The sequence below is a fragment of the Xanthobacter autotrophicus genome (assembly GCF_005871085.1).
GTDB lineage: Bacteria > Pseudomonadota > Alphaproteobacteria > Rhizobiales > Xanthobacteraceae > Xanthobacter > Xanthobacter autotrophicus.
The window spans coordinates 95,368-120,946 of record NZ_VAUP01000031.1; the positions used below are offsets into that span (position 1 = coordinate 95,368).

26 protein-coding genes and 1 other RNA gene are annotated in these 25,579 nt (G+C 66.9%); 17 read left to right on the top strand and 10 right to left on the bottom strand.

The features are described 5' to 3' along the window. Positions 1-101 precede the first annotated feature (101 nt). From FBQ73_RS22935 to FBQ73_RS14460, 3 genes are all read right to left on the bottom strand, one after another. Positions 102-365: a hypothetical protein gene (locus FBQ73_RS22935; protein ID WP_210236783.1), complete on the bottom strand. Its 264-nt coding sequence runs from the start codon at positions 363-365 to the stop codon at positions 102-104. 179 nt (positions 366-544) lie between these two features. Continuing rightward, an RNA gene (ffs, locus tag FBQ73_RS14455) (signal recognition particle sRNA small type) lies at positions 545-642 on the bottom strand. 83 nt (positions 643-725) lie between these two features. Next, positions 726-1,571, bottom strand: coding sequence for an FRG domain-containing protein (locus tag FBQ73_RS14460; RefSeq protein WP_138400200.1), 846 nt, complete (start codon positions 1,569-1,571; stop codon positions 726-728). 263 nt (positions 1,572-1,834) lie between these two features. Here FBQ73_RS14460 and FBQ73_RS14465 point away from each other — a divergent pair, with 263 nt between their 5' ends. The 17 genes from FBQ73_RS14465 (at position 1,835) to FBQ73_RS14545 (ending at position 17,342) form a co-directional block, all read left to right on the top strand. After that, entirely contained in the window at positions 1,835-2,947 is a 1,113-nt protein-coding gene (locus FBQ73_RS14465) for a hydrogenase small subunit (RefSeq protein ID WP_138400201.1), read from the top strand. Then, positions 2,944-4,758, top strand: coding sequence for a nickel-dependent hydrogenase large subunit (locus FBQ73_RS14470; protein WP_138400202.1), 1,815 nt, complete (start codon positions 2,944-2,946; stop codon positions 4,756-4,758). Before FBQ73_RS14465 ends, FBQ73_RS14470 begins: the two co-directional genes overlap by 4 nt. A gap of 12 nt (positions 4,759-4,770) precedes the next feature. Continuing rightward, positions 4,771-5,523, top strand: a complete 753-nt coding sequence (cybH, locus tag FBQ73_RS14475) for a Ni/Fe-hydrogenase, b-type cytochrome subunit (RefSeq protein ID WP_138400203.1) — start codon at positions 4,771-4,773, stop codon at positions 5,521-5,523. A 357-nt stretch (positions 5,524-5,880) separates the two neighbouring features. Further along, positions 5,881-6,507: a HyaD/HybD family hydrogenase maturation endopeptidase gene (locus FBQ73_RS14480; protein ID WP_138400204.1), complete on the top strand. Its 627-nt coding sequence runs from the start codon at positions 5,881-5,883 to the stop codon at positions 6,505-6,507. 3 nt (positions 6,508-6,510) lie between these two features. Further along, on the top strand, positions 6,511-6,843 hold the full coding sequence (locus FBQ73_RS14485; RefSeq protein WP_138400205.1) for a HypC/HybG/HupF family hydrogenase formation chaperone: 333 nt from the start codon (positions 6,511-6,513) through the stop codon (positions 6,841-6,843). Continuing rightward, a complete protein-coding gene (locus FBQ73_RS14490) occupies positions 6,843-7,253 on the top strand; it encodes a thioredoxin domain-containing protein (protein ID WP_138400206.1) in 411 nt (136 codons plus the stop codon). The genes FBQ73_RS14485 and FBQ73_RS14490 overlap by 1 nt, the downstream gene beginning before the upstream one ends. Before the next feature lie 29 nt (positions 7,254-7,282). Further along, positions 7,283-8,137, top strand: coding sequence for a hydrogenase expression/formation protein (locus FBQ73_RS14495; protein ID WP_138400207.1), 855 nt, complete (start codon positions 7,283-7,285; stop codon positions 8,135-8,137). Positions 8,138-8,142: 5 nt separating this feature from the next. Beyond that, positions 8,143-9,045: a [NiFe]-hydrogenase assembly chaperone HybE gene (gene hybE, locus FBQ73_RS14500; protein WP_246089715.1), complete on the top strand. Its 903-nt coding sequence runs from the start codon at positions 8,143-8,145 to the stop codon at positions 9,043-9,045. After that, complete coding sequence (locus tag FBQ73_RS14505) at positions 9,042-10,028, top strand: nickel-dependent hydrogenase large subunit (RefSeq protein WP_138400209.1); 987 nt, start codon at positions 9,042-9,044, stop codon at positions 10,026-10,028. The genes hybE and FBQ73_RS14505 overlap by 4 nt, the downstream gene beginning before the upstream one ends. Continuing rightward, positions 10,021-10,362, top strand: a complete 342-nt coding sequence (gene hypA / locus FBQ73_RS14510; RefSeq protein ID WP_138400210.1) for a hydrogenase maturation nickel metallochaperone HypA — start codon at positions 10,021-10,023, stop codon at positions 10,360-10,362. The genes FBQ73_RS14505 and hypA overlap by 8 nt, the downstream gene beginning before the upstream one ends. Beyond that, entirely contained in the window at positions 10,362-11,369 is a 1,008-nt protein-coding gene (gene hypB / locus FBQ73_RS14515) for a hydrogenase nickel incorporation protein HypB (protein WP_138400211.1), read from the top strand. The genes hypA and hypB overlap by 1 nt, the downstream gene beginning before the upstream one ends. After that, positions 11,366-12,844 (top strand): sigma-54-dependent transcriptional regulator, encoded by a 1,479-nt coding sequence (locus FBQ73_RS14520; protein WP_138400212.1) that lies wholly within the window; start codon positions 11,366-11,368, stop codon positions 12,842-12,844. Before hypB ends, FBQ73_RS14520 begins: the two co-directional genes overlap by 4 nt. A gap of 223 nt (positions 12,845-13,067) precedes the next feature. Continuing rightward, on the top strand, positions 13,068-13,382 hold the full coding sequence (locus tag FBQ73_RS14525) for a HypC/HybG/HupF family hydrogenase formation chaperone (RefSeq protein WP_138400213.1): 315 nt from the start codon (positions 13,068-13,070) through the stop codon (positions 13,380-13,382). A gap of 10 nt (positions 13,383-13,392) precedes the next feature. After that, positions 13,393-14,517 carry a hydrogenase formation protein HypD gene (gene hypD / locus FBQ73_RS14530; RefSeq protein WP_138400214.1) on the top strand — a complete coding sequence of 375 codons (1,125 nt, stop codon included), beginning with the start codon at positions 13,393-13,395 and terminating at the stop codon, positions 14,515-14,517. Continuing rightward, positions 14,514-15,590, top strand: coding sequence for a hydrogenase expression/formation protein HypE (gene hypE / locus FBQ73_RS14535; RefSeq protein ID WP_210236784.1), 1,077 nt, complete (start codon positions 14,514-14,516; stop codon positions 15,588-15,590). Before hypD ends, hypE begins: the two co-directional genes overlap by 4 nt. Before the next feature lie 22 nt (positions 15,591-15,612). Continuing rightward, positions 15,613-16,212 carry a HupE/UreJ family protein gene (locus FBQ73_RS14540; protein WP_138400215.1) on the top strand — a complete coding sequence of 200 codons (600 nt, stop codon included), beginning with the start codon at positions 15,613-15,615 and terminating at the stop codon, positions 16,210-16,212. A 134-nt stretch (positions 16,213-16,346) separates the two neighbouring features. Beyond that, the gene (locus tag FBQ73_RS14545; protein WP_170218910.1) at positions 16,347-17,342 is read left to right on the top strand and encodes a phosphotransferase enzyme family protein; all 996 of its coding nucleotides are present in this window, start codon (positions 16,347-16,349) and stop codon (positions 17,340-17,342) included. 114 nt (positions 17,343-17,456) lie between these two features. On the opposite strand, the gene FBQ73_RS14550 is transcribed toward FBQ73_RS14545, so the two are convergent. The 7 genes from FBQ73_RS14550 to rbfA all read right to left on the bottom strand — a co-directional run bounded on the left by FBQ73_RS14550 (position 17,457) and on the right by rbfA (position 25,313). Then, positions 17,457-17,933, bottom strand: coding sequence for a ferritin-like domain-containing protein (locus FBQ73_RS14550; protein ID WP_138400216.1), 477 nt, complete (start codon positions 17,931-17,933; stop codon positions 17,457-17,459). Positions 17,934-18,097: 164 nt separating this feature from the next. Then, positions 18,098-18,463, bottom strand: coding sequence for a 2Fe-2S iron-sulfur cluster-binding protein (locus FBQ73_RS14555; protein ID WP_138400217.1), 366 nt, complete (start codon positions 18,461-18,463; stop codon positions 18,098-18,100). A gap of 305 nt (positions 18,464-18,768) precedes the next feature. Further along, the gene (pnp, locus tag FBQ73_RS14560) at positions 18,769-20,961 is read right to left on the bottom strand and encodes a polyribonucleotide nucleotidyltransferase (protein ID WP_138400218.1); all 2,193 of its coding nucleotides are present in this window, start codon (positions 20,959-20,961) and stop codon (positions 18,769-18,771) included. 281 nt (positions 20,962-21,242) lie between these two features. Continuing rightward, positions 21,243-21,512: a 30S ribosomal protein S15 gene (gene rpsO / locus FBQ73_RS14565; protein ID WP_138400219.1), complete on the bottom strand. Its 270-nt coding sequence runs from the start codon at positions 21,510-21,512 to the stop codon at positions 21,243-21,245. A 360-nt stretch (positions 21,513-21,872) separates the two neighbouring features. Next, a complete protein-coding gene (locus tag FBQ73_RS14570) occupies positions 21,873-23,468 on the bottom strand; it encodes an ABC transporter substrate-binding protein (protein ID WP_138400220.1) in 1,596 nt (531 codons plus the stop codon). A 292-nt stretch (positions 23,469-23,760) separates the two neighbouring features. Continuing rightward, positions 23,761-24,861 (bottom strand): tRNA pseudouridine(55) synthase TruB, encoded by a 1,101-nt coding sequence (truB, locus tag FBQ73_RS14575; RefSeq protein WP_138400221.1) that lies wholly within the window; start codon positions 24,859-24,861, stop codon positions 23,761-23,763. Beyond that, a complete protein-coding gene (gene rbfA / locus FBQ73_RS14580) occupies positions 24,858-25,313 on the bottom strand; it encodes a 30S ribosome-binding factor RbfA (protein ID WP_138400222.1) in 456 nt (151 codons plus the stop codon). The genes truB and rbfA overlap by 4 nt, the downstream gene beginning before the upstream one ends. Positions 25,314-25,579: the final 266 nt, after the last annotated feature.

Sequence of the window (25,579 nt, forward strand, 5' to 3'; positions counted from 1 at the left end):
CTGCATGGGGCTGGATCAATCGGTTCTGGGGGAGAGGCCTGCCCCCTCCCCAACCCTCCCCCGCAAGCGGGAGAGGGAGCCAGCGCCCGACTTGTCAGCACTCACTTGGCCTTGGGGGCCTCGACCTTCGGGGCGTCGGCCTTCGGGGCGTCGGCCTTGGGCGCTTCCGCGGCGGGGACGCGGATGCAGACGTAGCGGCGATAGCCCTCGGCCACGGCTTCCTTGTGCTTGGCATCGAGCCGGGCGGGCACGTTCTTGGCGATGGCGGCCTTGCAGGCCTCCTCGGTGGGATAGGAATTATCGCGGTTCACCACCGCTTCCGGCTTGACGAGGGCGCTGAGGACGAGGACGACGACGACCCACATGGGAGCCTCCTTGGAACGGTGGCTTGTCTTATCCCCAAATCCGATCCGGATTGCGACCGGGGCGCGGCAATTCACAGGGCGAGGGCGGGGCGCGCCCAACGCCCAAGCCGCAACGCCAAAGGCCCCCCGCGCACCTGGACGGCGCTGCGGGCGGGACCTTGCGATGCCATGATCGATAAGGTGGGAGGCTGGACGAAGACCCGAGTCGGGCTCGTTGGGGCTGCTTCCTTCCGGACCTGACCCGGTTGGCGAGTGGCTCGTCCACCGCCAACCTCCCGAGCGCTATATGGCAGGGGTGGGGGAGGGATGCAAGGGGGTGGGGGAGCCCGGACAACGCATCGCAATTTGGGCCAAGCTCCATCAAGCTCCAATATGCTGAATGCACCCTAAAGAATTATCGCTCAACTTGCATCCTAACAAAATAGCATAGCCATTATCGTAGAAGGGCGGAGGAAATAACGCCCTGACATCGTGGATTATGCCCTTGCCCAGCCAAGAAATCGCGTCTGATAAACTATATCTAACGATTCCTTTTATATATTTCGAATAGTCAATTTCACGGGACCCATTAGACCCCTTATCTCTAAATAACAACCCGTGCTGCGCGTGAGGACGAAGAAAGACAGACGGAACAGCGATCCTCAAATCAACCAGTTCTGTATGATCGCCTCTTATTGTGCCCTTCCTCGGGGATAAATTCATATTTTCATCAACGGCGACGCATAATATATATCCAAATTTCCCTTCTTTAGGCGATCTTTGTTCAAAATGAATGAATTGAGAAGCCTTGCCGAAGCTGTGGCATTGATAAACAGAAAACCATATAGCAACCCATATATTATCAACTAAATCGATCCAAGATGTTTTTATTCCATAATGCTGTAGTAGTGGCTCGACTGCATATGGAGGAATATTATCAAATATGCTTGCAGATTCATTAAATGTAGAAATTATCTTATTTAGTTTTTCATGTTTTTTGTCTTCCTTCTTTCTATCTTTTATGTCTCTATATAGTGACGGCTTTAGGGATCCATGCAATTTACTCTGACCTCTGTAAAACACTCGCTCGTAAGGTTCAGCTATGTGCTTCAAGTATCCCGCAGCCTGTATAAGTGCATGGGGATTTTGCACGTGATAAACCCATTCGCCACTGTCGTCTTCAACATACTCGGCGCCTTTTATGGTAAGTTTGCCAAATCTGGACATCTTAATCGCTATTAGGTTGAGGTGGCGCACAAACTGCACCCCGAGATATTGAGCTTAGCCATGAAAGTCGAGGCCCGACAACCCCCTTTCCACCTCGCCCCCCAACCGCTCACCCCCCATCCACCCCCTCCGCCCCGCCACCGCACCCAACCCCCTGAAATCCCTCACATCCCCCCTCTGGCACACCCCTTGCTGAAACGGTTCCAATCCCCCGGCCTCGACGCCGGAGGGGAGGACAAGGTCAGCCAAGGGGGGACGCCTTTATGGCCCTCGAGACGTTCTATGAAGTCATGCGGCGGCAGGGCATCACCCGCCGCTCGTTCCTGAAATACTGCTCGCTCACGGCGGCGGCGCTGGGCCTCGGGCCGGAGTTCGCGCCGCAGATTGCGGAAGCCATGGAGACCAAGCCGCGCACCCCGGTGCTGTGGCTGCACGGGCTGGAATGCACCTGCTGCTCGGAAAGCTTCATCCGCTCGGCCCATCCTTTGGCCAAGGATGTGGTACTCAGCATGATCTCGCTGGATTATGACGACACCCTCATGGCCTCCGCCGGCCATCAGGCGGAAGCGATCCTCGATGAGGTGATGGAGAAGTACAAGGGCAACTACATCCTCGCGGTGGAAGGCAACCCGCCGCTGAACGAGGATGGCATGTATTGCATCATCGGCGGCAAGCCTTTCGTGGACCAGCTGAAGAAGGTCGCCAAGGACGCGAAGGCCATCATCTCCTGGGGCTCCTGCGCCTCCTATGGCTGCGTGCAGGCGGCGCGGCCGAACCCCACCCGCGCCACCCCGGTGCATGAGGTGATCTTCGACAAGCCCATCATCAAGGTGCCGGGCTGCCCGCCCATCGCCGAGGTGATGACCGGCGTCATCACCTACATGCTCACCTTCGACCGCCTGCCCGACCTCGACCGGCAGGGGCGACCCAAGATGTTCTATTCCCAGCGCATCCACGACAAGTGCTACCGCCGTCCCCACTTCGACGCCGGCCAGTATGTGGAGAGCTTCGACGACGAGGGCGCGCGCAAGGGCTATTGCCTCTACAAGGTGGGCTGCAAGGGCCCCACCACCTACAACGCCTGCTCCACCGTGCGCTGGAACGACGGCGTCTCCTTCCCCATCCAGGCGGGCCACGGCTGCATCGGCTGCTCGGAAGACGGCTTCTGGGACAAGGGCTCGTGGTACGCGCGCCTCGCCGATCTCAAGGGTTCGGGCTTCGGCGTTGAGGCCAATGCCGACCAGGTGGGCCTCATTGCCGCCGGCGCGGTGGGCGCGGGGGTCGCGGTGCATGCGGCCGTGAGCGCGCTGAAGCGTGCCCAGCACAAGAATACGGACAACGGCGCCGACAATAGCGCGACGGGAGGCGAGAAGTGACCATCCAGACGCCGAATGGCTTTTCCCTCGACACCTCCGGCAAGCGCATCGTGGTCGATCCGGTCACCCGCATCGAAGGCCACATGCGCTGCGAGGTGAATGTCGACTCCAACAACATCATCCGCAACGCGGTCTCCACCGGCACCATGTGGCGCGGGCTGGAAGTCATCCTGAAGGGCCGCGACCCCCGCGACGCCTGGGCCTTCGTGGAGCGCATCTGCGGCGTGTGCACCGGCTGCCACGCGCTGACCTCCGTGCGCGCGGTGGAAGACGCGCTCAACATCAAGATCCCCAACAACGCCTTCCTGATCCGCGAGATCATGGCCAAGGTGCTGCAGTGGCATGACCACGTCGTCCATTTCTACCACCTGCATGCGCTGGACTGGGTGAACCCGGTCAACGCCCTGAAGGCGGACCCGAAGGCGACGAGCGTCCTGCAGCAGTCCATCTCGGCGCATTCCAAGTCCTCGCCAGGCTATTTCCGCGACGTGCAGAACCGGCTGAAGAAGTTCGTGGAGAGCGGACAGCTCGGCATCTTCAAGAACGGCTATTGGGACAACCCGGCCTATCTCCTGCCCCCCGAGGCGGACCTTCTGGCGGTGACGCACTATCTGGAAGCGCTCGACTTCCAGAAGGAGATCGTGAAGGTCCACACCATCTTCGGCGGCAAGAACCCGCACCCGAATTATCTCGTGGGCGGCGTGCCCTGCGCCATCAACATGAACGGCGACATGGCCGCCGGCGCCCCGCTCAACATGGAGCGGCTGAACTTCGTGAAGCTGAAGCTTCAGGAAGCCTTCGAATTCTCCCAGAACGTCTATGTGCCGGACGTGATCGCCATCGCCTCCTTCTACAAGGGCTGGCTCTATGGCGGCGGGCTTTCCGGCCAGAATGTCATGGATTATGGCGACTACGAAGCCATCCAGGGCCAGAAGAAGACCGACCGCCTGCCCGGCGGCGTCATCCTCAACGGCAACTGGAACGAGGTCCACCCCATCGATCCGCGCAACCCGGATGAGGTGCAGGAATTCGTGGCCCATTCCTGGTACACCTACGGCGATGCGAACAAGGACAAGGGCCTGCATCCGTGGGACGGCATCACCGATCCCCAGTATGTGCTCGGCCCCAATGCCAAGGGCACCCGCACCAATATCGAGGCGGTGGACGAGAACGCCAAGTATTCGTGGATCAAGGCACCGCGCTGGAAGGGCAATGCGGTGGAGGTGGGTCCGCTCGCCCGCTACATCCTCGCCTATGCCCAGGGCGTCGACTATGTGAAGGGGCAGGTGGACGAGGCGCTGGGCCAGTTCAACACCCTGGCCGGCACCCAGCTGACCGCCAAGCAGGCGCTGCCCACCACCATCGGCCGCACGCTGGCCCGCGCGCTGGAGGCGCATTACTGCGCCAAGATGATGCTGGACGATTTCGACCACCTCATCGCCAACATCAAGGCCGGCGACACCTCCACCGCCAACATGGAGAAGTGGGACCCGTCCACCTGGCCGAAGGAGGCCAAGGGCGTGGGCACGGTGGCCGCGCCCCGCGGCGGCCTCGGCCACTGGATCAAGATCAAGGACGGGCGGATCGAGAACTACCAGTGCGTGGTGCCCACCACCTGGAACGGCGGGCCACGCGATCCCAAGGGCAATATCGGCGCGTTCGAGGCCTCCCTCATGAACACGCCCATGCAGCGCCCCGAGGAGCCGGTGGAGATCCTGCGCACGCTGCACTCGTTCGATCCGTGCCTGGCCTGCTCCACGCACGTCATGTCCGAAGGCGGCGAGGAACTCGCCCGCGTCACCGTCCGCTGAGGGAGGGATGCCATGAGCGATACCTCACTTTCCGGCGCCGCCCCTCCGGCGGCCTCCGCGACCCCGGTCGCGCAGGCGATCAAGGGTGGAAGGAAGCTGACCACCGTCTATGTGTATGAGGCGCCGGTGCGCCTCTGGCACTGGGTGAATGCGCTGTCCATCGTGGTGCTGTGCATCACCGGCTACTTCATCGGCTCGCCGTTCCCGACCCTGTCGGGGGAGGCGAGCGCCCATTACCTCATGGGCACCATCCGCTTCGTGCATTTCGCGGCGGGCTACATCCTCGCCGTGGGCTTCCTCGGGCGGATCATCTGGGCCTTCTTCGGCAACAAGTATTCCCGCGAGCTGTTCACCTTCCCGTTCTGGCGGAAGAGCTTCTGGCGGGGCTTCTTCGTGGAGATCAAGTGGTATGCGTTCCTGAAGCCGCGTCCGCTGAAGTTCGTGGGCCACAATCCGCTGGCCCAGGTCTTCATGTTCTTCGTGATGGTGCTGGGGCTGGCCTTCATGATCGTCACCGGGTTTGCCCTCTATTCGGAAGGCACCGGGCCGGGATCGTGGCAAGACAAGCTGTTCGGCTGGGTGCTGCCGCTGCTGGGCGGCTCCATGCAGGTGCACACGCTGCATCACCTGGGCATGTGGGTGATCATCCTGTTCGTGATCATTCACGTCTATTCGGTGATCCGCGAGGACATCATGTCTCGCCAGACCATGGTCTCGGCCATCACCAACGGTCACCGCACCTTCCGGGACGACGATCCGGAGTGAAGGCGCGGGTGGACGGCCGGGCCTGACGGCGGCTGAATGGACGACAGAAAGGGCGCGGCGCCGGCCGCGCCCTTTTTCGTTGATCCGTCCCTTTTCGCTCCGCGGAGGGCGCGAAAAGGCATGGAATTGCCTCCCACCATCCGGAAGCCGGGAACTATGATTCCAATTTATGGATAAACTGGACATAGTCATTCCATATGTCACTATCCGGCCATGTATGAGGTATGCAGCCGCCACGATCCGAATCAACGCTTTGTCTGGCTTTGCGAACGGCTGGCATGCTCCTTGAATTGGAGAAGCTCGAAAATCAGGCGGCGGTAGACCGTCGTGGGAGGCCAGCCAGGAGGGATGCGTCGCATGGACGACGATCGGCAACTTGCGCGCATTCTGGTGCTCGGCATCGGCAACATCCTGTGGGCCGACGAGGGCTTCGGCGTCCGCGTGCTGGAAGCGCTCGACGCCTCCCACGTCTTCCCCGAGGCGGTCACCCTGCTGGATGGCGGCACCCAGGGCCTCTATCTGCTCCCCTATCTGGAGGAGGCGGACGGCGTGGTCATCGTGGATGCGGTGGATTACGGCCTTGTCCCCGGCACCCTCCACATCCTCGCCGATGGCGAGGTGCCCGCTGTGCTCGCCGCTCGCAAGGTGAGCCTGCACCAGACCGGCTTTCAGGAGATCCTCGGCCTGCTCGCCCTGCGCGGCAAGACGCCGGCGCGCATCGTGCTGGTGGGCGTGCAGCCTGAGCTGCTGGACGATTACGGCGGCGGCCTCACCGCCACCATCGCCGCGCAGGTGGAGCCGGCGGCGCGCAAGGTGCTCGACATCCTGAAGGATGAGTTCGGCGTGGTGCCCACGCCCCGTGCAGGAGAGGGCAGCCTCGTCACCGCCGCCGTCGGCCGACAGTCCTATGAGAGCGAGCGCCCGAGCGCTGAGGCGGCCTGCCGCATCGGTGATCCCCGCGTCCTCGCCACCCCCCGGAGCTGAGCCATGTGCCTCGGCCTGCCTATGCGCATCGAGGAGGTGGACGGCACCTTTGCCCAGTGCCGCGCCGAGGGCGCGCGGGAGCGGGTGGACCTTGCCCTGGTGCCTGAGGCGCGCGCCGGCGACCATGTGCTGGTGTTCCAGGGCACCGCCCGCCGCCTGCTGGACGCTGATGAGGCGCGCCTCATCAGCGATGCGCTCGCTGGTGTCGCCGCCATCATGGCGGGGGAGGCGGACGCCGCAGCCATCGACCGCGCCTTCGCAGATCTCGCCGATCGCGAGCCCACTTTGCCGCCCCATCTCGCCGCGGCCTATGCCGCCGGCCGAAAGGAAGCCTGATGTCCGAGGCCGCGATCCCCGATGCCAATCTCCATCCCCTGGTGCGCCGGCTCGTGTCCGAGCGCGCCTGGCCCTATCTGGAAGCGCCCGAGGACACGGCGCGGCTTGATGCGCGCGACCATTTCCTGTTCCTGCCGGCCCACGGCAAGGCGCATCTGGAAAGCCCGGATATCGCCGTGGTGCTGCCGGAGCTGGTGAAGGCGCTGGGCGGCGAGGCGGTCCTCGGCGTCGCAGTGGCTGGGCCGAAGACGGAGGCCGCCCTGCGCGACGCCCTCAGCCTCGCGCTGCCGGCCATCGTGGTGGTGCGCGGCGGGCTACCCGTGGGCGCCATCTCCCGCATGCGCGATTGGGACGAATATCTCGAACGCCTCGGCGCGCTGCTGAAGACCCCATCCGTCGCCACCCACTGAGGCTGAGACCCACAGAAGGCACGCCCCGAATGTCCTCTTCCCCCTTCGCCACACAGCCCCCCGTCGGCTTCGGCCCCGGCAGCCAGTCCGGCAGCGACGAGGAGGGCCTCGCCTATCTGCCTTTGCCCTCCGGCATGCGCATCTTCGAGGCCCATCTGCCGGAAGTGGCAGACCCCGACCGCCTCGCCCCGGCTTTGAGCGTGCTGGAACAGGTGATCGCGGCGCTCCAGAGCTGGCAGCCGGGGACGAGCCACGTCATCCCGCTGACCCATCTCGACCGGGACAATATCGCTCTGGTGGATGAGGCCATGGGCGAGGGAGAAGTCGCCATCAAGGTGGCGGCTTTTGGCGATGCCCGCGCCATGGAAATCCAGGAAGCGACTTTTGCCGGGGTGTGGCGCCTGCGCGGTGCCGCCGGCACCGACCGCATCGAGGTGGCGGCCTTCCCGCGCGGCGCGCTGGTGCGAGCCTTCGGCGCCGGTGCGGGCATTGATCTTGAGGGGCTGGACACGCCGGCGCCCGGCATCTTCAACGCCCCGGCCCTGCTGGTGGAGATCGACCACCGCGCCCGCGCCCGCCAGCCGGGGGAGCTGCCCCACGTCATCAACCTGTCGCTGCTGCCCCACACGCCGGAAGACCTCGCCATGCTGGATGCGCGGCTGGGACAGGGGGCGACCACCGTGCTCTCGCGCGGCTACGGCAATTGCCGTATCGACGCCTGCGCCACGCGGAACGTCTGGCGGGTGCGCTTCTACAATTCGCAGGACATGCTCATCCTCGACACCATTGAGGTGATCGAGGTTCCGGAAGTGGCCTGCGCCGCCCGCGAGGACATCGCCGACAGCGCTGAGCGCCTCACCGACGTGCTGGCGGCGATCCGATGAGCGCCATGTCTGCTGCTCCTGCTTCCCACGCCTTCTTCGAAGGCTCCTATCTCGGTGACCGGGCGCGCCTTGCCCCCACCGCGCGCCTCGAATGCAAGGTGTGCTGGCACGTCTATGACCCCGCCGAGGGTTGCGAGACGTGGCAGATCCCGGCCGGCACGCCGTTCACCGCGCTGCCCGAGCACTGGCGCTGCCCGGTCTGCGACGGCGCCCGCGACCAGTTCATGGTGCTGGATGGCGGCACGCCGGACCTGCCCGCCATCGCTCCCCCCGTGGCGGTGGATCCCCATCTGGACGCCCAGCTCAAGGACATGCCGGGGCGGTTCGAGGCGGTGTTCCGCGAGATCCATTCCGCCAAGATGAAGGGCGTGCCCTTCGTGAACGAGAGTCTGGGGGTGAAGGCCGTGGGCTTCCGCGCCCATGAGGGCCGCGCGCTCGGCGTGCTGGTGACGCCGTGGTTCATGAATCTGGTGCTGCTACCGGGCGCGCAGGACGACTGGAGCGGCCTGAGAACCGGTGACAAGGAGCTGATCGCCTTCCCGTCCGGCACTTACGAATTCCTCGCCGCCAACCGGCCGGAGACGGGGCCCTACAAGGCCTGCTCCCTGTTCTCGCCCATGTTCGATTTCTCCTCCATGCTGCAGGCGGTGGAGACGGCGGCGGCGGTGCTGCCGGCCCTGTTCGATGCTGCCAACCGGGAGGAGGGCACCCGCTCCGGCGAGATCCGCCGCCGCGCGGAAGAGGAGGCGGCGACGCTTGCCCAGGCCGAAGCGGCCGCGCTTGCTTCCGAGGAACCCGCACCCCGGCCCGCCGGTCCGCCGCCCGAAATGTCCCGCCGCGCGGTGATCCTCGGCCCGCGCGCGGCGCAGAGTGTGGCCCCGGAAGGCCCGCAGGACGGCGCGGCATGATCCACGCGCCCGCCACGCTCCGCCGCCTCACCATCGCGCTCGACGGGCGCGCTGGGATGTGGCGCTTTGGGCGGGAGACCGGCCCGGACCCGGCGCAGGCTCTGGTGGGCCGCACGCCGGAAGAGGCGGCGCGGCTCGCGCCCCTCGTCTTCAATCTGTGCGGCGCCGCCCATGGCTTTGCCGCCGCCACCGCCCTCGGCCTGCCGGCGGCGGCTGATGGTGCCGCCATGGCCCGCGAGACCGTGCGCGATCACGCCCTCGCCATGCTCCACAGCTGGCCGCAGGCGCTGGGCGCGGCCCCCGACCGCGCCGCGCTGGGCCTGCTTGCCCGGCCGGACGGTGCGGACGCCTTCGCAACCGCTCTGGTGGGGGAGGGTGCCGAGCTTTCGGCCTTCTCGCCCGCCGAGCTGGACGCTTGGCTTGCCGAGGCGCAAACGCCCACCGCCCGCCTGCTGGCCCGCATCCGCCGCGAGGTCGATCCCGCCGAGGGGCGGGCGGGGCTGCCGGACTTGACGGCGCAGGACGTGGCGGCAGCGCTCGTTCCGACGCAGGTTTCAGACGCTGGTGGGTTGCGCGAGACCGGCGCCCTCGGCCGGGTGGCGCGCACGCCGCTGGTCGCCGCCCTCCTCGCCGGCGAGGGGCCGAGCCTGTTCGTGCGCCTGCTGGCCCGGCTGGTGGATTGCCTCGCGGCGCTGAAGCCGGCGCTCCTTTTGACAGACGATCTGCCGCCCGGCCTCGGCATCGCGCCCGCCGCGCGCGGGCTGCTGGGCCATGGGGCGCGGGTGGAGGCGGGGCGCGTCGCAGCCTACCGCATCCTCTCCCCCAGTGCCTGGAACCTTGCCCCCGGCGGCCTGCTGGAGCGCGCCTTCGCGGCGTTGACGCCCGGCCCCTTGGCACGGCGGCTGGCGCCGCTTCTGGTGTCGGCCATCAATCCGTGCGTGCCGGTTACCTTGTCCTTCGCGGAGGAGCCCGCCCATGCATGAGATGGCGGTGTGCGAGAGCCTGCTTTCCGCCATGGAGGAGGCGGCGCAGGCGCAGAATTTCTCCCGCGTCACTCGCGTGCGCCTCGCCATCGGCCGCTTCGCCGGCATCGAGGTGGAGGCGCTACGCTTCGGCTTCGATGTGGTGATGCGCGGCTCCCTCGCCGAGGGCGCCGAGCTGGTGGTGCTGGAAGAGGACGGCAGCGCCTGGTGCTTCGACTGCTGCGAGACGGTGGCGCTCTCCCACCGCCTCGCCTCCTGCCCGAAATGCGGCGGGGAACGCCTCGTGCCCAATGGCGGCACGGACATGAAGATCAAGGACCTGGAGGTGTTGTGATGTGCACGGTCTGCGGCTGTAGCGGCGACGGCGCCACCATTTCCGATGCCACGGGCGGGCATGCGCACGCCCATCCTCATGAGCACGGGCATGCCCACGGGCACGGCGAGGGCCATGCCCACGCTCTCGGCGAGGCCCACGTCCACACCCATGCGGACGGCACCACCCACAGCCACGGCCATGATCACGGGCACGGCCACGACCACGCCCACCCCGCCGGCGGCACCCTCGACTACGGCGCCGGCCCCGCCCGCGCCCATGCGCCGGGCCTGTCCCAGGCGCGCATGGTGGAGATCGAGACCTCCATCCTCGCCAAGAACGACGATTACGCCGCCCGCAACCGCGCCCGCTTCGAGGCCGCCGGCCTGCTCGCCCTGAACCTGCTCTCCGGCCCCGGCGCGGGCAAGACCACGCTGCTGGTGGAGACGCTGAAGGCGCTCGCCGGCCGCCTGCCCACTGCCGTCATCGAGGGCGACCAGCAGACCGACAACGACGCCGCGCGCATCCGCGCCGCCGGGGTGCCGGCGGTGCAGATCAACACCGGCAAGGGCTGCCACCTCGACGCCCACATGGTGGGGCACGCGGTGGAAAAACTGCCGCTCCCGCCCGGCGGCGTGCTGTTCATCGAGAATGTGGGCAACCTCGTCTGCCCCGCGGCCTTCGACCTCGGCGAGACGAAGCGCGTCACCCTCATCTCGGTGGCGGAGGGCGACGACAAGCCGCTGAAATATCCCGACATCTTCGAGGGTGCCGACCTCGTCCTCATCACCAAGGCGGACCTCGCGCCGCATGTGGACGCGGACATGGCGCAGCTTGAGGCCAACATCCGCCGGGTGAATCCGCGCGCCGACATCCTGCGCGTTTCCGCGCGGGGCGAGGTGGGGCTGTCGCGCTGGATCTCCTGGCTGGACAAGGCCCGCGCGGAGCGCCTCGACGCGCTCGCCGCCGCCCGCGAGAGCGAGGCGCTGGCGCTTCGCGCGGCGATGGCGGTTGGGGGCGAGCGGTGAACCGGCGCCCCGCCATCCTCGTGGTGGATGACGAGCCGCGCTCGGTGGAGGTCATCGCCCGCGTGCTCGACGAGGAGTTCGACGTCTTCACCGCCCTCAACGCGGACGAGGCGCGGCGGATTCTCGAGAACGAGTGGATCCAGGTGATCTTCTGCGACCAGCGCATGCCGCACACCTCGGGCGTGGCGCTGCTCACCGAGGTGCGGGAGCGCTGGCCGGACATCCTGCGCATCATCGTCACCGGCTATACCGAGCCTGAGGACATGATCGGCGCCATCAACGCGGCGGGGATCTACCAGTTCATCCCCAAGCCGTGGCATCCCGACCAGTTGCTGCTCGCCGCGCGCAACGCCGCCCATCTGTTCCAGCTCCAGCGCGACCACGAGCGGTTGAACCTGGAAATGAAGCTCACCGCCGCCACCGCCGAGGCGCGGCTCGGCGCGCAGCAGGCGCGGGTGAAGCAGAACTTTCATTTCGACACGCTGATCCGCGCGCCCGGCAGCGCGCTGAGCGCGGTGTGCCTGCGGGCGGCGCAGGTGGCGACCTTCGACGTGCCGGTCCTCGTCCATGGCGAGACCGGCACCGGCAAGGAACTGCTCGCCCGCGCCATCCATTATTCGAGCCTTCGCTCCGACCGGCCGTTTTTCGCGGTGAATTGCGGGGCGATCCCGGACGAGCTTCTGGAATCGGAGCTGTTCGGGCACAAGAAGGGCTCCTTCACCGGCGCCCACGTGACCCGCATCGGCCTGCTCGACCAGGCGGACGGCGGCACCATCTTCCTCGACGAGATCGGCGACGTGTCCCCCGCCTTCCAGGTGAAGCTGCTGCGCTTTCTGCAGGAGGGGGAGATCCGCCCCGTGGGCTCCAACGAATCCAAGCGGGTCAACGTGCGGGTGCTCGCTGCCACCCATCGCGATCTTTATGGCGAGGTGGGGCGCGGCCGCTTCCGCGAGGATCTCTATTACCGTCTGTGCGCCATGGTGCTGACCCTGCCCGCCCTGCGTGAGCGGCGCCCCGACATCCCGGTGCTGGCCCAGAGCATCCTCGATGCGCTCTCATCCCACCACGGCAAGCGCGTCAAGGGCTTCACTGAGGAAGCGCTCGCCTGCATGCGGGTCTATGACTGGCCCGGCAACGTGCGCGAGCTGCAGAACGAGATCACGCGCATGCTGGTGCTGGCCGAGCGCGACACGCTCTCCGCCGACCTGCTCTCGCCCCATGTGGTGCGCGCCGCCGCCGCCGAGACGCGGGCGGTGGAGGTCCGGGTCTCGGAGACCATCTCCCTGCCCGACGGCGGGCCGCTGAAGGAGCGGGTGGAGCGCATGGAAGCCACCATCCTCACCGAAACGCTGGTGCGCTGTCGCTGGAACAAGAGCCGTGCGGCGGAAGAGCTGGGCCTTTCCCGCGTGGGCCTGAGGGCGAAACTCGACCGCTACGGGATCTCCCGCGGCGGGGCCTTTTCCAGTTCGCATTGAGGGGGTGGGGATGCATCTGCTCTCGACAGTCACGGTGCAAAGCCCTCTCCCGCTTGCGGGGGAGGTTTGGGAGGGGGCAAGGCAGCATGGGTTGGAGCGCGGCGCGGCTCTTGTCCCGCTGTTCCGACCTGGCCCGGCAGGACCCCCTCCCCAGCCCTCCCCCGCAAGCGGGAGAGGGAGTACGCCCCTTCCTCCCCATCCGCGATCTGAATAGGAGCCCCCCATGTGCCTCGGCATTCCCGGTCAGATCGTCGCCGTCGCCGATGAGGACGCCATGCTGTGCGTGGTGGATGTCTCCGGCGTCCGCCGCGCCGTGGACGTGGTGTGCGTCGCCGAGCCCGGCGCGCCGCTCAGCGACCTCGTGGGCGCGTGGGTGCTGGTGCATGTGGGCTTCGCCATGAGCCGCATCGACGAGGAGGAGGCTGCCGCCACCCTCAAGGTACTCACCGAGATCGGCGAGGCGGCGGCGGAAATGGAAGCGCTGACAAAAGGCAGCGTCGATCTCGTCAGCGTCGATCTTCACCCCACCACCGCCTGAGGAGACGGCCATGCGCTACGTCGACGAATTCCGCGACCCCGCCCTCGCCTCGGTGCTGGTGAAGGAGATCGGCGCCATCTCCACCCGGCTGGAACGCGGGCGGGACCGGCCGTTCGCCATCATGGAAGTGTGCGGCGGGCACACCCACGCCATCTTCCGCTATGGGCTGGAAGGCCTGCTGCCGGACCTTGTGGAATTCGTGCATGGGCCGGGCTGCCCGGTGTGCGTGCTGCCCATGGGCCGGGTGGACGATTGCGTCGCCATCGCCGAGCGGGAAGAGGTGATCTTCGCCACCTTCGGCGACGCCATGCGCGTGCCGGGCTCCCGCAAGAGCCTGCTCCAGGCCAAGGCGGACGGGGCGGACGTGCGCATGGTCTATTCGCCCCTCGACGCCCTTGCGCTGGCGAAGCGCAATCCCGGGCGGCAGGTGGTGTTCTTCGGCCTCGGCTTCGAGACCACCATGCCCTCCACCGCACTCACCGTGCTGCGGGCGGCGCGGGAGGGGGTGGAGAACTTCTCCCTGTTCTGCAACCACATCACCATCATCCCCACGCTCCGGGCTTTGCTGGAGCAGCCGGACCTTGGCATCGACGGCTTCATCGGGCCGGGGCATGTCTCCATGGTCATCGGCACGGCGCCCTACCGCTTCATCGCCGAGGAGTTCCACAAGCCCCTCGTGGTGGCGGGCTTCGAGCCCATCGACCTGCTGCAATCCCTGCTCATGGTGCTGCGCCAGATCGAGGCCGGGACGGCGGCAATCGAGAACCAGTATGCCCGCGTGGTGCCGGAGCACGGCAATCCGCAGGCGCTGAAGGCAGTGGAGGAGGTATATGAGCCGCGCGAGACCTTCGAATGGCGCGGCCTCGGCTCCATCGCCGGCTCCGGGGTGCGGCTCAAGGCGCCCTATGCGGCGTTCGATGCGGAGAAGCGCTTCAGCGTGCCCGACGTGAAGGTGGCGGACCCCTCGTCCTGCCGCTGCGGCGAGGTGCTGACCGGCGCGGTGAAGCCGTGGGCATGCCCGGAATTCGGCACCGGCTGCACCCCCGAGACGCCGCTGGGCGCACTCATGGTGTCGTCGGAAGGTTCTTGCGCCGCCTATTACCAATATGGTGGCGTGCGGGGAGAAGCCGCATGAATATCCCCGTCCTCTCCCCCATTCCCGCCCCCACCCGCCGCCGGCCGCTGAGCCACAAGACGGTGACGCTCGCCCATGGCGGCGGCGGCAGCGCCATGCGCGACCTCATCGATGACGTGTTCCTCGCCGCCTTCTCCGGCGACGGGCGCGCCGCGCCCGAGGACCAAGCCCGCTTCGACCTCGCCGCCCTGATGGCCCATGGCGACCGCCTCGCCTTCACCACCGACGGCTTCGTGGTGGACCCTTTGTTCTTTCCCGGCGGCGACATCGGCAAGCTCGCCGTCTGCGGCACGGTGAACGACCTTGCCGTGGGCGGGGCCAAGCCCGTGGCGCTCTCCTGCGCCGTCATCATCGAGGAGGGCCTGCCGGTGGAGACATTGCGGCAGGTGGCGGCCTCCATGGCGCAGACCGCGCGGGCGGCCGGGGTTGCCATCGCTACTGGTGACACCAAGGTGGTGGCGCGTGGGGCCTGCGACAAGCTCTTCATCACCACCACCGGCATCGGCGTGGTGCGGCGGGGGCTCGACGTGGGCATCGCCAGGGCGCGGCCCGGCGACGTGCTTCTGGTGAACGGCCTTCTGGGCGACCATGGCGCCGCCATCCTCAATGCGCGCGGCGACCTTGCCCTTGAGACCACCATCGAGAGCGACTGCGCGCCGCTGAACGGCCTCATCGAGACGCTGATCGAGGCCGCACCCGGCATCCGCATGATGCGCGACGCCACCCGCGGCGGCGTCGCGGCGGTGGTGAACGAACTGGCCGAGGCCAGCGCCGTGGGGGTGCGGCTTGCCGAACTCAGCTTGCCCATGCGGGCCGAGGTGATGGGCTTCTGCGAGATCCTGGGCCTCGACCCGCTCTATCTCGCCAACGAGGGCAAGATTCTCGCCGTTGTGCCGCCGCAGGAGGCCGACGCCGCGCTTGCGGCGCTGCGCTCCCATCCGCTGGGGCGGGAGGCAGCCGTCATCGGCGAGGTCACGGCCCAGCGGCCCGGACGGGTGGTCATGCAAACGCGCTTCGGGGGCGAGCGCATCGTCGATATGCTGGTCGGCGATCAGTTGCCCCGCATCTGCTGAAACCTTCATTGGGGAGAAAAATATGCGTCACACAGCCCGCACGGCCCTTGCCGTCGCAGCCTTCTCGGTCCTGCCGCAACTGGCCTTCGCCCATACGGGCGTGGGTGCCACCCACGGCTTCGACGCCGGCTTCGCCCACCCCATGGGCGGCCTCGACCACCTGCTCGCCATGGTGACCGTGGGCATTTTCGCCTACCAGCTCGGCGGGCGCGCCATCTGGGCCGTGCCGGTCACCTTCATCGCCCTCATGGCGGTGGGCGGCGCGCTCGGCATCAGCGGCATCGATGTGCCCTTCGTGGAGTTGGGCATCGGCCTGTCGGTGGTGGTGCTCGGCGCGGCGGTGGCGCTCGGCGTGAAGGCCCCGCTGGCCATGGCCATGGGGCTGGTGGGCTTCTTCGCCATCTTCCACGGCCACGCCCACGGCGCCGAGATGCCCGAGGATGCCTCCGGCCTCGCCTATGGTGTCGGCTTCATGTTCGCGACGGCACTGCTGCATGTGGCCGGCCTTGGCCTCGGCATGGCCATCGGCCGCTTCGGCGAGACCCATGGCACACGCTATGTGCGGGGCGCCGGCGCTGCCGTGGCGCTGGCCGGCATCGGCCTCGTCACCGGCATTCTGTGAGAGTGCAGCCGGCCGGGCGCCATCCGCGCCCGGCCGTGCTATAGGCACACCCCGCAAACCTGTTGAGTTGACGCATTTTCGTCCCGCGAACCGTGTTCCGCTTCGCTTGAAAATGCCGGGGAGGGGCCGGGCGGGTGCTGTACGACGCCGAGTATCTGACGCGGATCGAAAGCCTGATCCGCGTCCATCTTCCCGAATGGGGTCTGCCGCCCGACGCGGCCGTGAGCCTCATCTCCATTTCCGAGAATGCCACCTTCCGCATCACCGCCGGCGCGGCCGACCTGGTGCTGCGCGTCTACCGGCCGGGCTATCACACGCCGGAGGAGATCCGCTCCGAGCTGGCCTGGATCGAAGCGCTGCGGGCCGACGACGTGGTGCCCACTCCGCGCATCATCCCGACCCTGGACGGGCGCCGGCTCGCCGAGATCGACGATGGCGGCACGCCCCGCCGCATGGCCGCCTTCGCCTTCGTGCCCGGCGTCGAGCCGCAGGAGGGCGCAGACCTGCCGGCATGGTTCCGCCATCTCGGCGCCATTCATGCGCGCCTTCACGCCCATGCGCGGCGCTGGGCGCGGCCGGCGGGCTTCACCCGCAAGGTGTGGGATTTCGACAGCATGCTCGGCGCGCGCCCGCTGTGGGGCGATTTTCGCGCCGCGCTGGGCCTCGACGCGCCGGGCCGGGCGCTCTTGGAGCGCACCGCCGGGGCGCTGAAGGCGCGCCTCGGGCCGTTGTCACAGCCCGGCAGCTTCGGCCTGATCCATGCGGACCTGCGCCTTGCCAACCTGCTGGTGGAGGGGGACGGGCTGACGCTGATCGATTTCGACGATTGCGGCTTCTCGTGGTTCTTCTACGACTTCGCCGCCGCCGTCTCCTTCATCGAGCATTCGCCCCGCCTGCCGGAGCTGAAGGCGGCTTGGCTGGACGGCTACCGTACCCGCGCGGGCCTGCCGGAGGGGGTGGAGGATGCGCTCGACGTGTTCGTGCTGCTGCGGCGGATGCTGCTCACCGCCTGGGTCGCCTCCCACGCCGAGACGCCCACCGCCCAGGCCATGGGGACCGCCTATACGCAGGGCACGCTGACACTGGCGGAGGGGTTCCTGGCGCGGCAGGGATCGGGCCTCAGTCGGTAGGGCCTGAGCCGCCGCCTCGAAGATTGTGCGCACCGGGCGCCAAAGGAAAGGGCGACCCTGCGGCCGCCCTTTCAGGTGCGTCGTCTCACGGTGCGGGCCGTGCCCGGCCGAGCATCACTCGGCGGAAAGGCGCTTTCCGGCCTTGTGGGCCTCGATCCACTTGTGGATTTCCTGGACGTGCTCCGTTTCCTCTTCGTAGAATTCTTTCGCGAGGATGCGGATTTCAGGGTCGGTGGTCGTGTCGAAAATGGACTTGTAGTATTTCAGGCTTGCTTCTTCGGCATCGCGCGCAATCTCAAGAGCCTGCGTGCGCCCCATGAAGGGATCCGCCGCCCAGATTCCCGCCGTCTCCGGGCTTTCCAGATCCGGCCAATTATATTCTTCGGGCTTCATTTCGGGCATGTCGCGGAATGCAGCGCGCGCGCGGGCATCAGCCAGATGCAGCCGTGAATAATCCGACAGCCGCCTGAAAAGAGCGGCGACCTCGGTATTTCCGCAGCTCTGCATGACATCCGCAAGCTCCCCGAAACGAAGGGCGGCCTCCTCCTCGAGCTTTGCGGCATAAGACAGGAATTCACCAACGGTTTCCAAGGCATTACCCTTCCGAAAAAATCAAGAATATCAGATCTTCACCCAGAACACCGATCGGATTGCACAGCACTCCGATCGGGTCCGGCACTCATTGCGGAAGCGAGAACGCGTCACCCGATCCGCCGGCGATGCAAGCTGACCGGTGCATGCTCCAGAGGCGCAGGTCACGCCTCGGCGGGGCAATGCTCATAGTGAATGATGACTTCTTCCTCGCGGGCGATGAACTGGCAGGCCAGCCGATAAGGCGGTGCGATATCGTTGACTTCCGCGTCCGCGATCTGCTCCTCGGTGATCTTGCCGAGTTCCTTGAGCTTGGTCTTTTCCCGCTCCGTCAGCGCAATCGCCATGCGCGGCTTGCCCTCGACATATTCGACCCGGATGAGGCAGGAACCGCACTCGCCCTCCTGGCATTCGAAGGGGATCTTCACGTCGTTGGCGCGGGCGACGGCGAGAATTGTCCCGGTGTCACCGGCAGTGGCGTAGGCGCGCTTGTCCTTGGTGGTCGTCGACCGAAAAGTGATGATGGGCATTGTCTTTTTCCAATCGCCTGAAGTTCTATTTTCGTCAAAAAATGCGAAACCCGTGCATGAATACGCTTAGGCTATACTTCGAGCGATATAGTCGAAAAAGCCCGTAGACATCTCCGCAAGCGGCACGTCTTTTTCCACTTATTCCAAAGACAAGTTCAGTTTGTTGACATGGGTCATTTCGGGGGAAATTTTCATCGGGGCGGCTGGATGCCGGCGGCCGCGCCTTGGCTTCCTACGCGGCCGGGCAACAAAAAAGGGCGGCCCTGAGGCCGCCCTTCCTGATTGTTCGCGAGTGCGCGGGCGGATCACTCCGCGGCGCCAGCCTCGTCGCCGGTGGCGGCCGGGGCGGCGGCGCGAGCGGCGTCGCGCTCGGCCTTGGCCTTGGCTTCCAGGTCCTCGCCTGTGGCCTGATCCACCACCTTCATGGACAGGCGGGTCTTGCCGCGCTCGTCGAAGCCCATGAGCTTGACCTTGACCTTGTCGCCTTCCTTGACCACGTCGGAGGGCTTGGCCACGCGCTCGTTGGCCATCTGCGACACGTGGACGAGGCCGTCCTTGGAGCCGAAGAAGTTCACGAAGGCGCCGAAGTCCACCACCTTCACCACGGTGCCTTCATAGATCTGGCCCACTTCCGGCTCGGAAGCGATGGACTTGATCCAGTTGATGGCGGCCTTGATGGCGTCGCCCGAGGCCGAGGCGATCTTGATGGTGCCGTCGTCCTCGATGTTGATCTTGGCGCCGGTCTTCTCGACGATCTCGCGGATCACCTTGCCGCCGGAGCCGATCACTTCGCGGATCTTGTCCACGGCGATCTTCATCACCTCGATGCGCGGGGCGTGCTCGCCCAGTTCCGCGCGGGCGGTGGTGAGGGCCTTGGCCATCTCGCCGAGGATGTGGACGCGGCCGTCCTTCGCCTGGGTGAGGGCGACCTTCATGATCTCCTCGGTGATGCCGGCGATCTTGATGTCCATCTGGAGCGAGGTCACGCCCTGCTCGGTGCCGGCCACCTTGAAGTCCATGTCGCCGAGGTGATCCTCGTCGCCGAGGATGTCGGAGAGCACGGCGAACTTCTCACCCTCGAGGATGAGGCCCATGGCGATGCCCGCCACCGGACGGCGCAGCGGCACGCCCGCATCCATCAGCGCCAGCGAGGTGCCGCAGACGGTGGCCATGGAGGACGAGCCGTTGGACTCGAGGATTTCCGACACCACGCGCAGGGTGTAGGGGAACTCGTGCTTGGCCGGCAGCATGGGGTGGATGGCGCGCCAGGCGAGCTTGCCGTGGCCGATCTCGCGGCGGCCCGGCGAGCCCATGCGGCCGGTCTCGCCCACGGAGAAGGGCGGGAAGTTGTAGTGCAGCAGGAAGTGCTCCTTGTAGGTGCCCTCCAGGCTGTCGATGAACTGCTCGTCCTCGCCGGTGCCGAGCGTGGCGACCACGAGGGCCTGCGTCTCGCCGCGGGTGAACAGGGCCGAGCCGTGGGCGCGGGGCAGGATGCCCACTTCCGACACGATGGGGCGGACGGTGTACACGTCGCGGCCGTCGATGCGGATGCCCTCGTCGAGGATGCTCCAGCGCACGATCTTGGCTTCGAGCGCCTTGAACACGTCGGAGACCACCTGGGCGGTGGGCACCTTGGTGCCGTCGAGGGCCAGTTCCTCGTAATACTTCTTCACCTTGGACTTGGCAGCGCCGACCGCCTCGTAGCGGGACTGCTTCTGCTTGATCTTGTAGGCGGCGCGCAGGTCGGCCTCGGCGATCTCGCGGACCTTGGACTCCACCTCGGAGACATCGGCCGGCTGGAAGTTGCGCGGCTCCTTGGCGGCCTTCTCGGCCAGCTTGATGATGGCCTCGATCACCGGCTGGAAGTGGCGGTGGCCGAACATCACGGCGCCGAGCATGATCTCCTCGGGCAGCTCTTTCGCTTCCGATTCCACCATGAGCACGGCGTCGCCCGTGCCGGCGACCACCAGCTCAAGCGCGCTTTCCTTCACCTCGTCCACGGTGGGGTTCAGCACGTACTCGTTGTCGACGAAGCCCACGCGCGCAGCGCCCACCGGACCCATGAAGGGCACGCCCGAGAGGGTGAGGGCGGCGGAGGCGGCGACCATGGCGACCACGTCGGGGTCGTTCTCCAGGTCATGCGCCAGCACGGTGATGATCACCTGGGTTTCGCACTTGTAGCCATCGGGGAACAGCGGGCGGATCGGGCGGTCGATGAGGCGGGAGACCAGGGTCTCCTTCTCGGAGGGACGGCCCTCGCGCTTGAAATAGCCGCCGGGGATGCGGCCCGCGGCGTAGGTCTTTTCCTGGTAGTTCACGGTCAGGGGGAAGAAGTCCTGGCCGGGCTTGGGCTCGCGGGCGGAGACCACGGTGGCGAGTACCTTGGTGTCGCCGTAGGTGGCGAGCACCGAGCCGTCGGCTTGGCGGGCCATCTTGCCGGTCTCGAGAGTGAGGGTGCGACCACCCCAGTCCAGCTCTTCGCGATGGATATCGAACATGTGTGTTCTTTCTTGATTCAGGCGCGACGCAGGCAAGCCATGAGCAAGACGGCCGGACGCGCCGCGCGAAGCAGCTCCCTCAAGAGGAGGCTCCGACGGTTGCGTCCGGCGATCCTGCCATGACCTGTCCTTCGTGCGCGGACCCGCAGCCGGCCCCATGCCCGCTGCGTAAAGCACGCCTCTTCAAGGCGCGCACGGCGCCGGCCCTCCATGGACCGGGCCGCTGCTGAACCCGCCGGCGCAGGTTTTCCACCGGTGCCGGGCGGGTCTTTCTCACCGCGTCAGCGGCGGATGCCGAGGCGCTCGATGAGGGACTTGTAGCGCCCTTCGTCCTTGCGCTTCAGGTAGTCGAGAAGGCTGCGGCGCTGGGAGACGAGCTTCAGCAGCCCGCGGCGCGAATGGTTGTCCTTGTGATGGGACTTGAAGTGACCGGTGAGGTTGGTGATCCGCTCGGTGAGGATCGCCACCTGCACTTCCGGCGAACCCGTGTCGCCGTCCTTCGCGCCATAATCCTTGATCAGCGCCTGCTTGCGCTCTGCTGTGATCGACATCGGTCCATCCTTTCAAACGAGAGTGGGATGGAAGCCCCTGGGATGAGCCACCGGGTAGCCGGATGGCCGTTGAGGCTTCCGCTCGGCCGGGCCGGGATGTCGTCCAGCACGGTCGAGGCAAAACGCGGACGGCGGCGCCTTTCGGCACCGTCCGCGCGGCGGACTATATCCAATTTTCCCCGTGAAACCAGAGGAATGTTCACCCCGGCTGGAGTGGGGCGATTTGGCATCAGCACCGAAAAATCCCTCCCCCGCAAGCGGGAGAGGGTTCCACGGCTGCGCCCGGTCGAGGCAGCAGGCCTGACCGGAGATGCGGCGACCTCGGCCTTGCGGTGCTGCCGGGTCCAACGGGAGAAGGTGCTACTGCATGCCGATGGTGGTCAGGTCCTGGAACCAGTGCTGGGCCTGCACGAAGCTCTTCACCTTGGGCGAGAGCGCGTGTGGGTTGGTGTCGTGCACCACCCACACCAGCACCGCGTCGTCCACCACGGTCTGGTGCACCTGCGCCAGCAGCTCGTCCTGCTTCTGTGTGTCGAAGGTGTGCTTGGCCTCGTCGATCAGGGCATCCACCTTGGGGTTGGCGTAGAAGCCCCAGTTGACGCCCACCGGCGCCACCTGCCGTGAATCAAAGAAACGGATGAGGGCGTAGAGCGGGTCCGAGGTCACATAGGCGATGTTGTTGGCGGTGATGCCCGCATTCATCGGGTCCTTCGCGCCCTTGCGCCAGGCGGTATAAAGCGCTTCCAGCTCCACCACCTTGAACTCCACGTCCACGCCGATCTCCTTGAAGCTCGCCTGCAGGAACTCGTTCATGGGCAAAGAGAGCATCTGGCCGGTGCCGCCGGCGGCGATGATGAAAGTGGCCTTCAGCGGCTTCTCGGGAGAATAGCCGGCTTCCTTCACCAGCTTCTTCGCCGCCTCAGGATCATACTTCAGGTCGAAGTCCGGCTTGCCGAACCACGGGCTGGACACGTCCACCTGGCCCTTGGCGGGCTTGGCGAGGCCGTTCATCAGCTCCACCACGCCGTCGCGGTCCACCGCGAGGTTGAGGGCCTTGCGCAGGCGCACGTCGGTCCAGGGCGAGCCGGGCAGCACCGAGAGATGGTAGTTCCAGACGTGCGGGGTGACGTTGGTGACGATCTTCATGCCCGCCGACTTGAGCTGGGGCACGGCATCGGGCGCCGGGGTCTCGATCAGGTCCACCTGGCCGGCGAGCAGCGCATTGGTGCGGGTCAGCGCCTCCGGCATGGGGATGAGGATCATGCGGTCGGTCTTGGGCAGGCGGGCCTTGTCCCAATAGTCGGGGTTCTTCACCAGCTCCAGCCGCTCGCGGGGCACCAGCTTGTCCTGCTTGAACGGCCCGGTGCCGGACGGGCTCTGGGCGAACTTGTCCCAGTCGCGGCCGAGCTTCTCATACTGGGCGGGGCTGGAGACCAGGAACCACAGCATCTGGTAGGGGAAGAAGCTGTCCACGTCCTTGGTGGTGATCTCCACGGTCGTGTCGTCGATCTTCTTCCAGGCGGCGACACCGGGCAGGCGGGTCTTCACCTGGGCGGCCTGGCGCTTGTCGTAGTGGGGCGCCTTCTCGTCCAGCACCTTGTCGAGGTTCCAGACCACCGCGTCGGCGTTGAAATCGCTGCCGTCGTGGAACTTCACGCCCTTGCGCAGGGTGAAGATCCACTTCTTCTGGTCGGTGGGGTCCACCTTCCATTCGGTGGCAAGGCCCGGCACCAGCTTGCCGGGGCGGTCGGCCACGTTCATCTCCCACGCCACCAGCGGGTCATACAGGGTGTAGCCGGTGAATTGATAGGCACCTGCCCCACGATCAGGCTGTCCCGTGGTCTGGGGAATGTCGGCCATGGAGATGCCGTAGCGAACCACGCTTTCGGCCCGGGCCGGGGCCGCCAGTGCAACGGCGGCGAAAAAAGCAGCGGCTAGGCGATATCGAAGCGCCATGAAAACGTCCTTCCGTGGAGAGCCCCCACGGAACCAACGCAAGACGCATGCCGCATTGTATGCAATGCGCAGGATACGCTCAGCTCAGCGCTCGGTGTAAAGTTCGCCCTTTCGGTGCGCGCAGTCCTGTCCGACGTTTACGGATCGTCATGGCGGGCTTAACCCGGCCATCCATGTGGTTGGGCCGGGCACAAGGCTCCGGTCGGAGCGACCGGCGGCACAGCGTGGATGCCCGGCACAAGGCCGGGCATAACGGGGGAGAGATGCCCCTTTTTGAATTGCCAAACAGGCTTCAGCGCTTGCCGCGACGCTGGGGCTTCTTGTCCTTCTGGCCCCAGTTGAAGACGCGGTGGGGGAAGATCTCGCCCGCGTCCACGTCGCCGATGGCGATGAGGGCGCCCTGGCAGGTGATGGCGGCATGGCCCTGCACGATGGGCGCATCGCGCCCGCGCAGGATCACGCTCTGGCCGCAGCGCAGGCGGTGGGCGTCGGGCGGAGTCACGGCGATCTGAGGGATCTCCTCCAGCGCCAGCGCCACCGGGTCGAGGGCGTCCATCAGGGCTTCCTCGCTGGTCTCGGCGCGCTCGCGCATCTCGTCGAGGGGCACCAGGTCCTCTTCCAGGAACGGGCCGACGCAGGCCCGGCGCAGGGCCGAGACGTGGCCGCGCGCATCCAGCATGCGGCCGAGGTCGCGGGCGATGGCGCGCACATAGGTGCCCTTGCCGCATTCGGCTTCCAGCACCGCGTGGTCGGCGTCGGGTCGCTCCACCAGCTCGATGCGGAAGATGGTGACCGGGCGGGGCTGGAGCACCACCTCCTCGCCCTCGCGCGCGAGGTCATAGGCGCGCTCGCCGCCGATCTTGAGGGCCGAATAGGCCGGCGGCACCTGCATGATCTCGCCCCGGAAGGCGGCCAGCGCGGCGACGATGTCCGCGTCGGTGGGGCGGTGGTCGGAGGTGACCACGGCCTTGCCCTCGCTGTCGTCGGTGTCGGTCTCGACGCCGAAGCGCACGGTGAAGCGGTAGGTCTTGCGGCCGTCCATCACGTACGGAACGGTCTTGGTGGCCTCGCCGAAGGCGATGGGCAGGCAGCCGGAGGCCAGCGGGTCGAGAGTGCCGGCATGGCCGGCCTTGCGGGCGCCGAAGATGCGCTTCACCACCGCCACTGCCTGGGTGGAGGTCATGCCCGTGGGCTTGTCCAGCAGCACCCAGCCGTCCAGGTCGCGCTTGGGCGCGCGGGGGCGATTGTCCTGCTCGCGAGAGGCCCGGGGGGGTTCGGCACCGTCCGGCAGCGTCTGCGCGGCGGTCGCATCGGCAGCCACGGGCGCGGGCGGGAGCTCAGCCTCGGCGGCGAGGATCGGAGCGGCGGCGTCGGCAGCAAAGGGGGCGGTCATTCGGCGTCGGTCTCTTTGTCGGTGTCGGTGGTGGCGTCCGAAGACGTGTCATCCGAGGCGGTGTCATCGAGGTCGCGCACCACCTTGGGCGAGCGCAGCAGGGCGTCCATGCGGGCGCCCTCGTCGAACGAGGTATCCTCGCGGAAGCGCAGTTCGGGCACGGATTTCAGCTCCATGCGGCGGCCGACCTCCAGGCGCAGGTAGCGGGCATTGGCCGCCAGCGCCTTGATCACCGGGGTGACGTCCTTGCCGCCGAGGGGCATGACGTAGCAGGTGGCGATCTTGAGGTCCGGCGACATGCGCACCTCGGGCACCGTGATGATGTGCGCGGTGAGCACCGGATCGGTGATGGCGCCGCGCTGGAGCACGTCGGCGAGCGCGTGGCGGACAAGCTCGCCCACGCGCAGCATGCGCTGGGAGGGGCCGCCCCCCGTGCGGGTATCAGGTTTCATGGGTCTAGAATGCCTTTGCGGGTGCCGGGCCGGGGCCAGGGCACCTTCTCCTTCAAAAGGGAGCGGACGGGTTTGGACCGTGCCGCTCCGGTTGGTTCTCTGTGCCCCCGACGCCTGTCGTCCCCTCTCTCGCGTGCGGATTCCGCGCGCGGAAGAAGGGCGGACGGTGGCGGTGGCGCCGCCGGCACCGTCGTCAAACGGTCCTGCCGGCGGATGCGCCTCCCCCCAAACCCGCCCCCGCAAGCGGGAGAGGGCTCAAGCCCGTG

Bases quoted from the DNA above. Each gene is read 5' to 3' on its own strand.
- FBQ73_RS22935 (WP_210236783.1), bottom strand. From the start codon at position 365: ATGTGGGTCGTCGTCGTCCTCGTCCTCAGCGCCCTCGTCAAGCCGGAA.
- FBQ73_RS14460 (WP_138400200.1), bottom strand. From the start codon at position 1,571: ATGTCCAGATTTGGCAAACTTACCATAAAAGGCGCCGAGTATGTTGAA.
- FBQ73_RS14465 (WP_138400201.1), top strand. From the start codon at position 1,835: ATGGCCCTCGAGACGTTCTATGAAGTCATGCGGCGGCAGGGCATCACC.
- cybH (WP_138400203.1), top strand. From the start codon at position 4,771: ATGAGCGATACCTCACTTTCCGGCGCCGCCCCTCCGGCGGCCTCCGCG.
- FBQ73_RS14480 (WP_138400204.1), top strand. From the start codon at position 5,881: ATGGACGACGATCGGCAACTTGCGCGCATTCTGGTGCTCGGCATCGGC.
- FBQ73_RS14485 (WP_138400205.1), top strand. From the start codon at position 6,511: ATGTGCCTCGGCCTGCCTATGCGCATCGAGGAGGTGGACGGCACCTTT.
- FBQ73_RS14490 (WP_138400206.1), top strand. From the start codon at position 6,843: ATGTCCGAGGCCGCGATCCCCGATGCCAATCTCCATCCCCTGGTGCGC.
- FBQ73_RS14495 (WP_138400207.1), top strand. From the start codon at position 7,283: ATGTCCTCTTCCCCCTTCGCCACACAGCCCCCCGTCGGCTTCGGCCCC.
- hybE (WP_246089715.1), top strand. From the start codon at position 8,143: ATGTCTGCTGCTCCTGCTTCCCACGCCTTCTTCGAAGGCTCCTATCTC.
- FBQ73_RS14505 (WP_138400209.1), top strand. From the start codon at position 9,042: ATGATCCACGCGCCCGCCACGCTCCGCCGCCTCACCATCGCGCTCGAC.
- hypA (WP_138400210.1), top strand. From the start codon at position 10,021: ATGCATGAGATGGCGGTGTGCGAGAGCCTGCTTTCCGCCATGGAGGAG.
- hypB (WP_138400211.1), top strand. From the start codon at position 10,362: ATGTGCACGGTCTGCGGCTGTAGCGGCGACGGCGCCACCATTTCCGAT.
- FBQ73_RS14525 (WP_138400213.1), top strand. From the start codon at position 13,068: ATGTGCCTCGGCATTCCCGGTCAGATCGTCGCCGTCGCCGATGAGGAC.
- hypD (WP_138400214.1), top strand. From the start codon at position 13,393: ATGCGCTACGTCGACGAATTCCGCGACCCCGCCCTCGCCTCGGTGCTG.
- hypE (WP_210236784.1), top strand. From the start codon at position 14,514: ATGAATATCCCCGTCCTCTCCCCCATTCCCGCCCCCACCCGCCGCCGG.
- FBQ73_RS14540 (WP_138400215.1), top strand. From the start codon at position 15,613: ATGCGTCACACAGCCCGCACGGCCCTTGCCGTCGCAGCCTTCTCGGTC.
- FBQ73_RS14555 (WP_138400217.1), bottom strand. From the start codon at position 18,463: ATGCCCATCATCACTTTTCGGTCGACGACCACCAAGGACAAGCGCGCC.
- pnp (WP_138400218.1), bottom strand. From the start codon at position 20,961: ATGTTCGATATCCATCGCGAAGAGCTGGACTGGGGTGGTCGCACCCTC.
- rpsO (WP_138400219.1), bottom strand. From the start codon at position 21,512: ATGTCGATCACAGCAGAGCGCAAGCAGGCGCTGATCAAGGATTATGGC.
- FBQ73_RS14570 (WP_138400220.1), bottom strand. From the start codon at position 23,468: ATGGCGCTTCGATATCGCCTAGCCGCTGCTTTTTTCGCCGCCGTTGCA.
- truB (WP_138400221.1), bottom strand. From the start codon at position 24,861: ATGACCGCCCCCTTTGCTGCCGACGCCGCCGCTCCGATCCTCGCCGCC.
- rbfA (WP_138400222.1), bottom strand. From the start codon at position 25,313: ATGAAACCTGATACCCGCACGGGGGGCGGCCCCTCCCAGCGCATGCTG.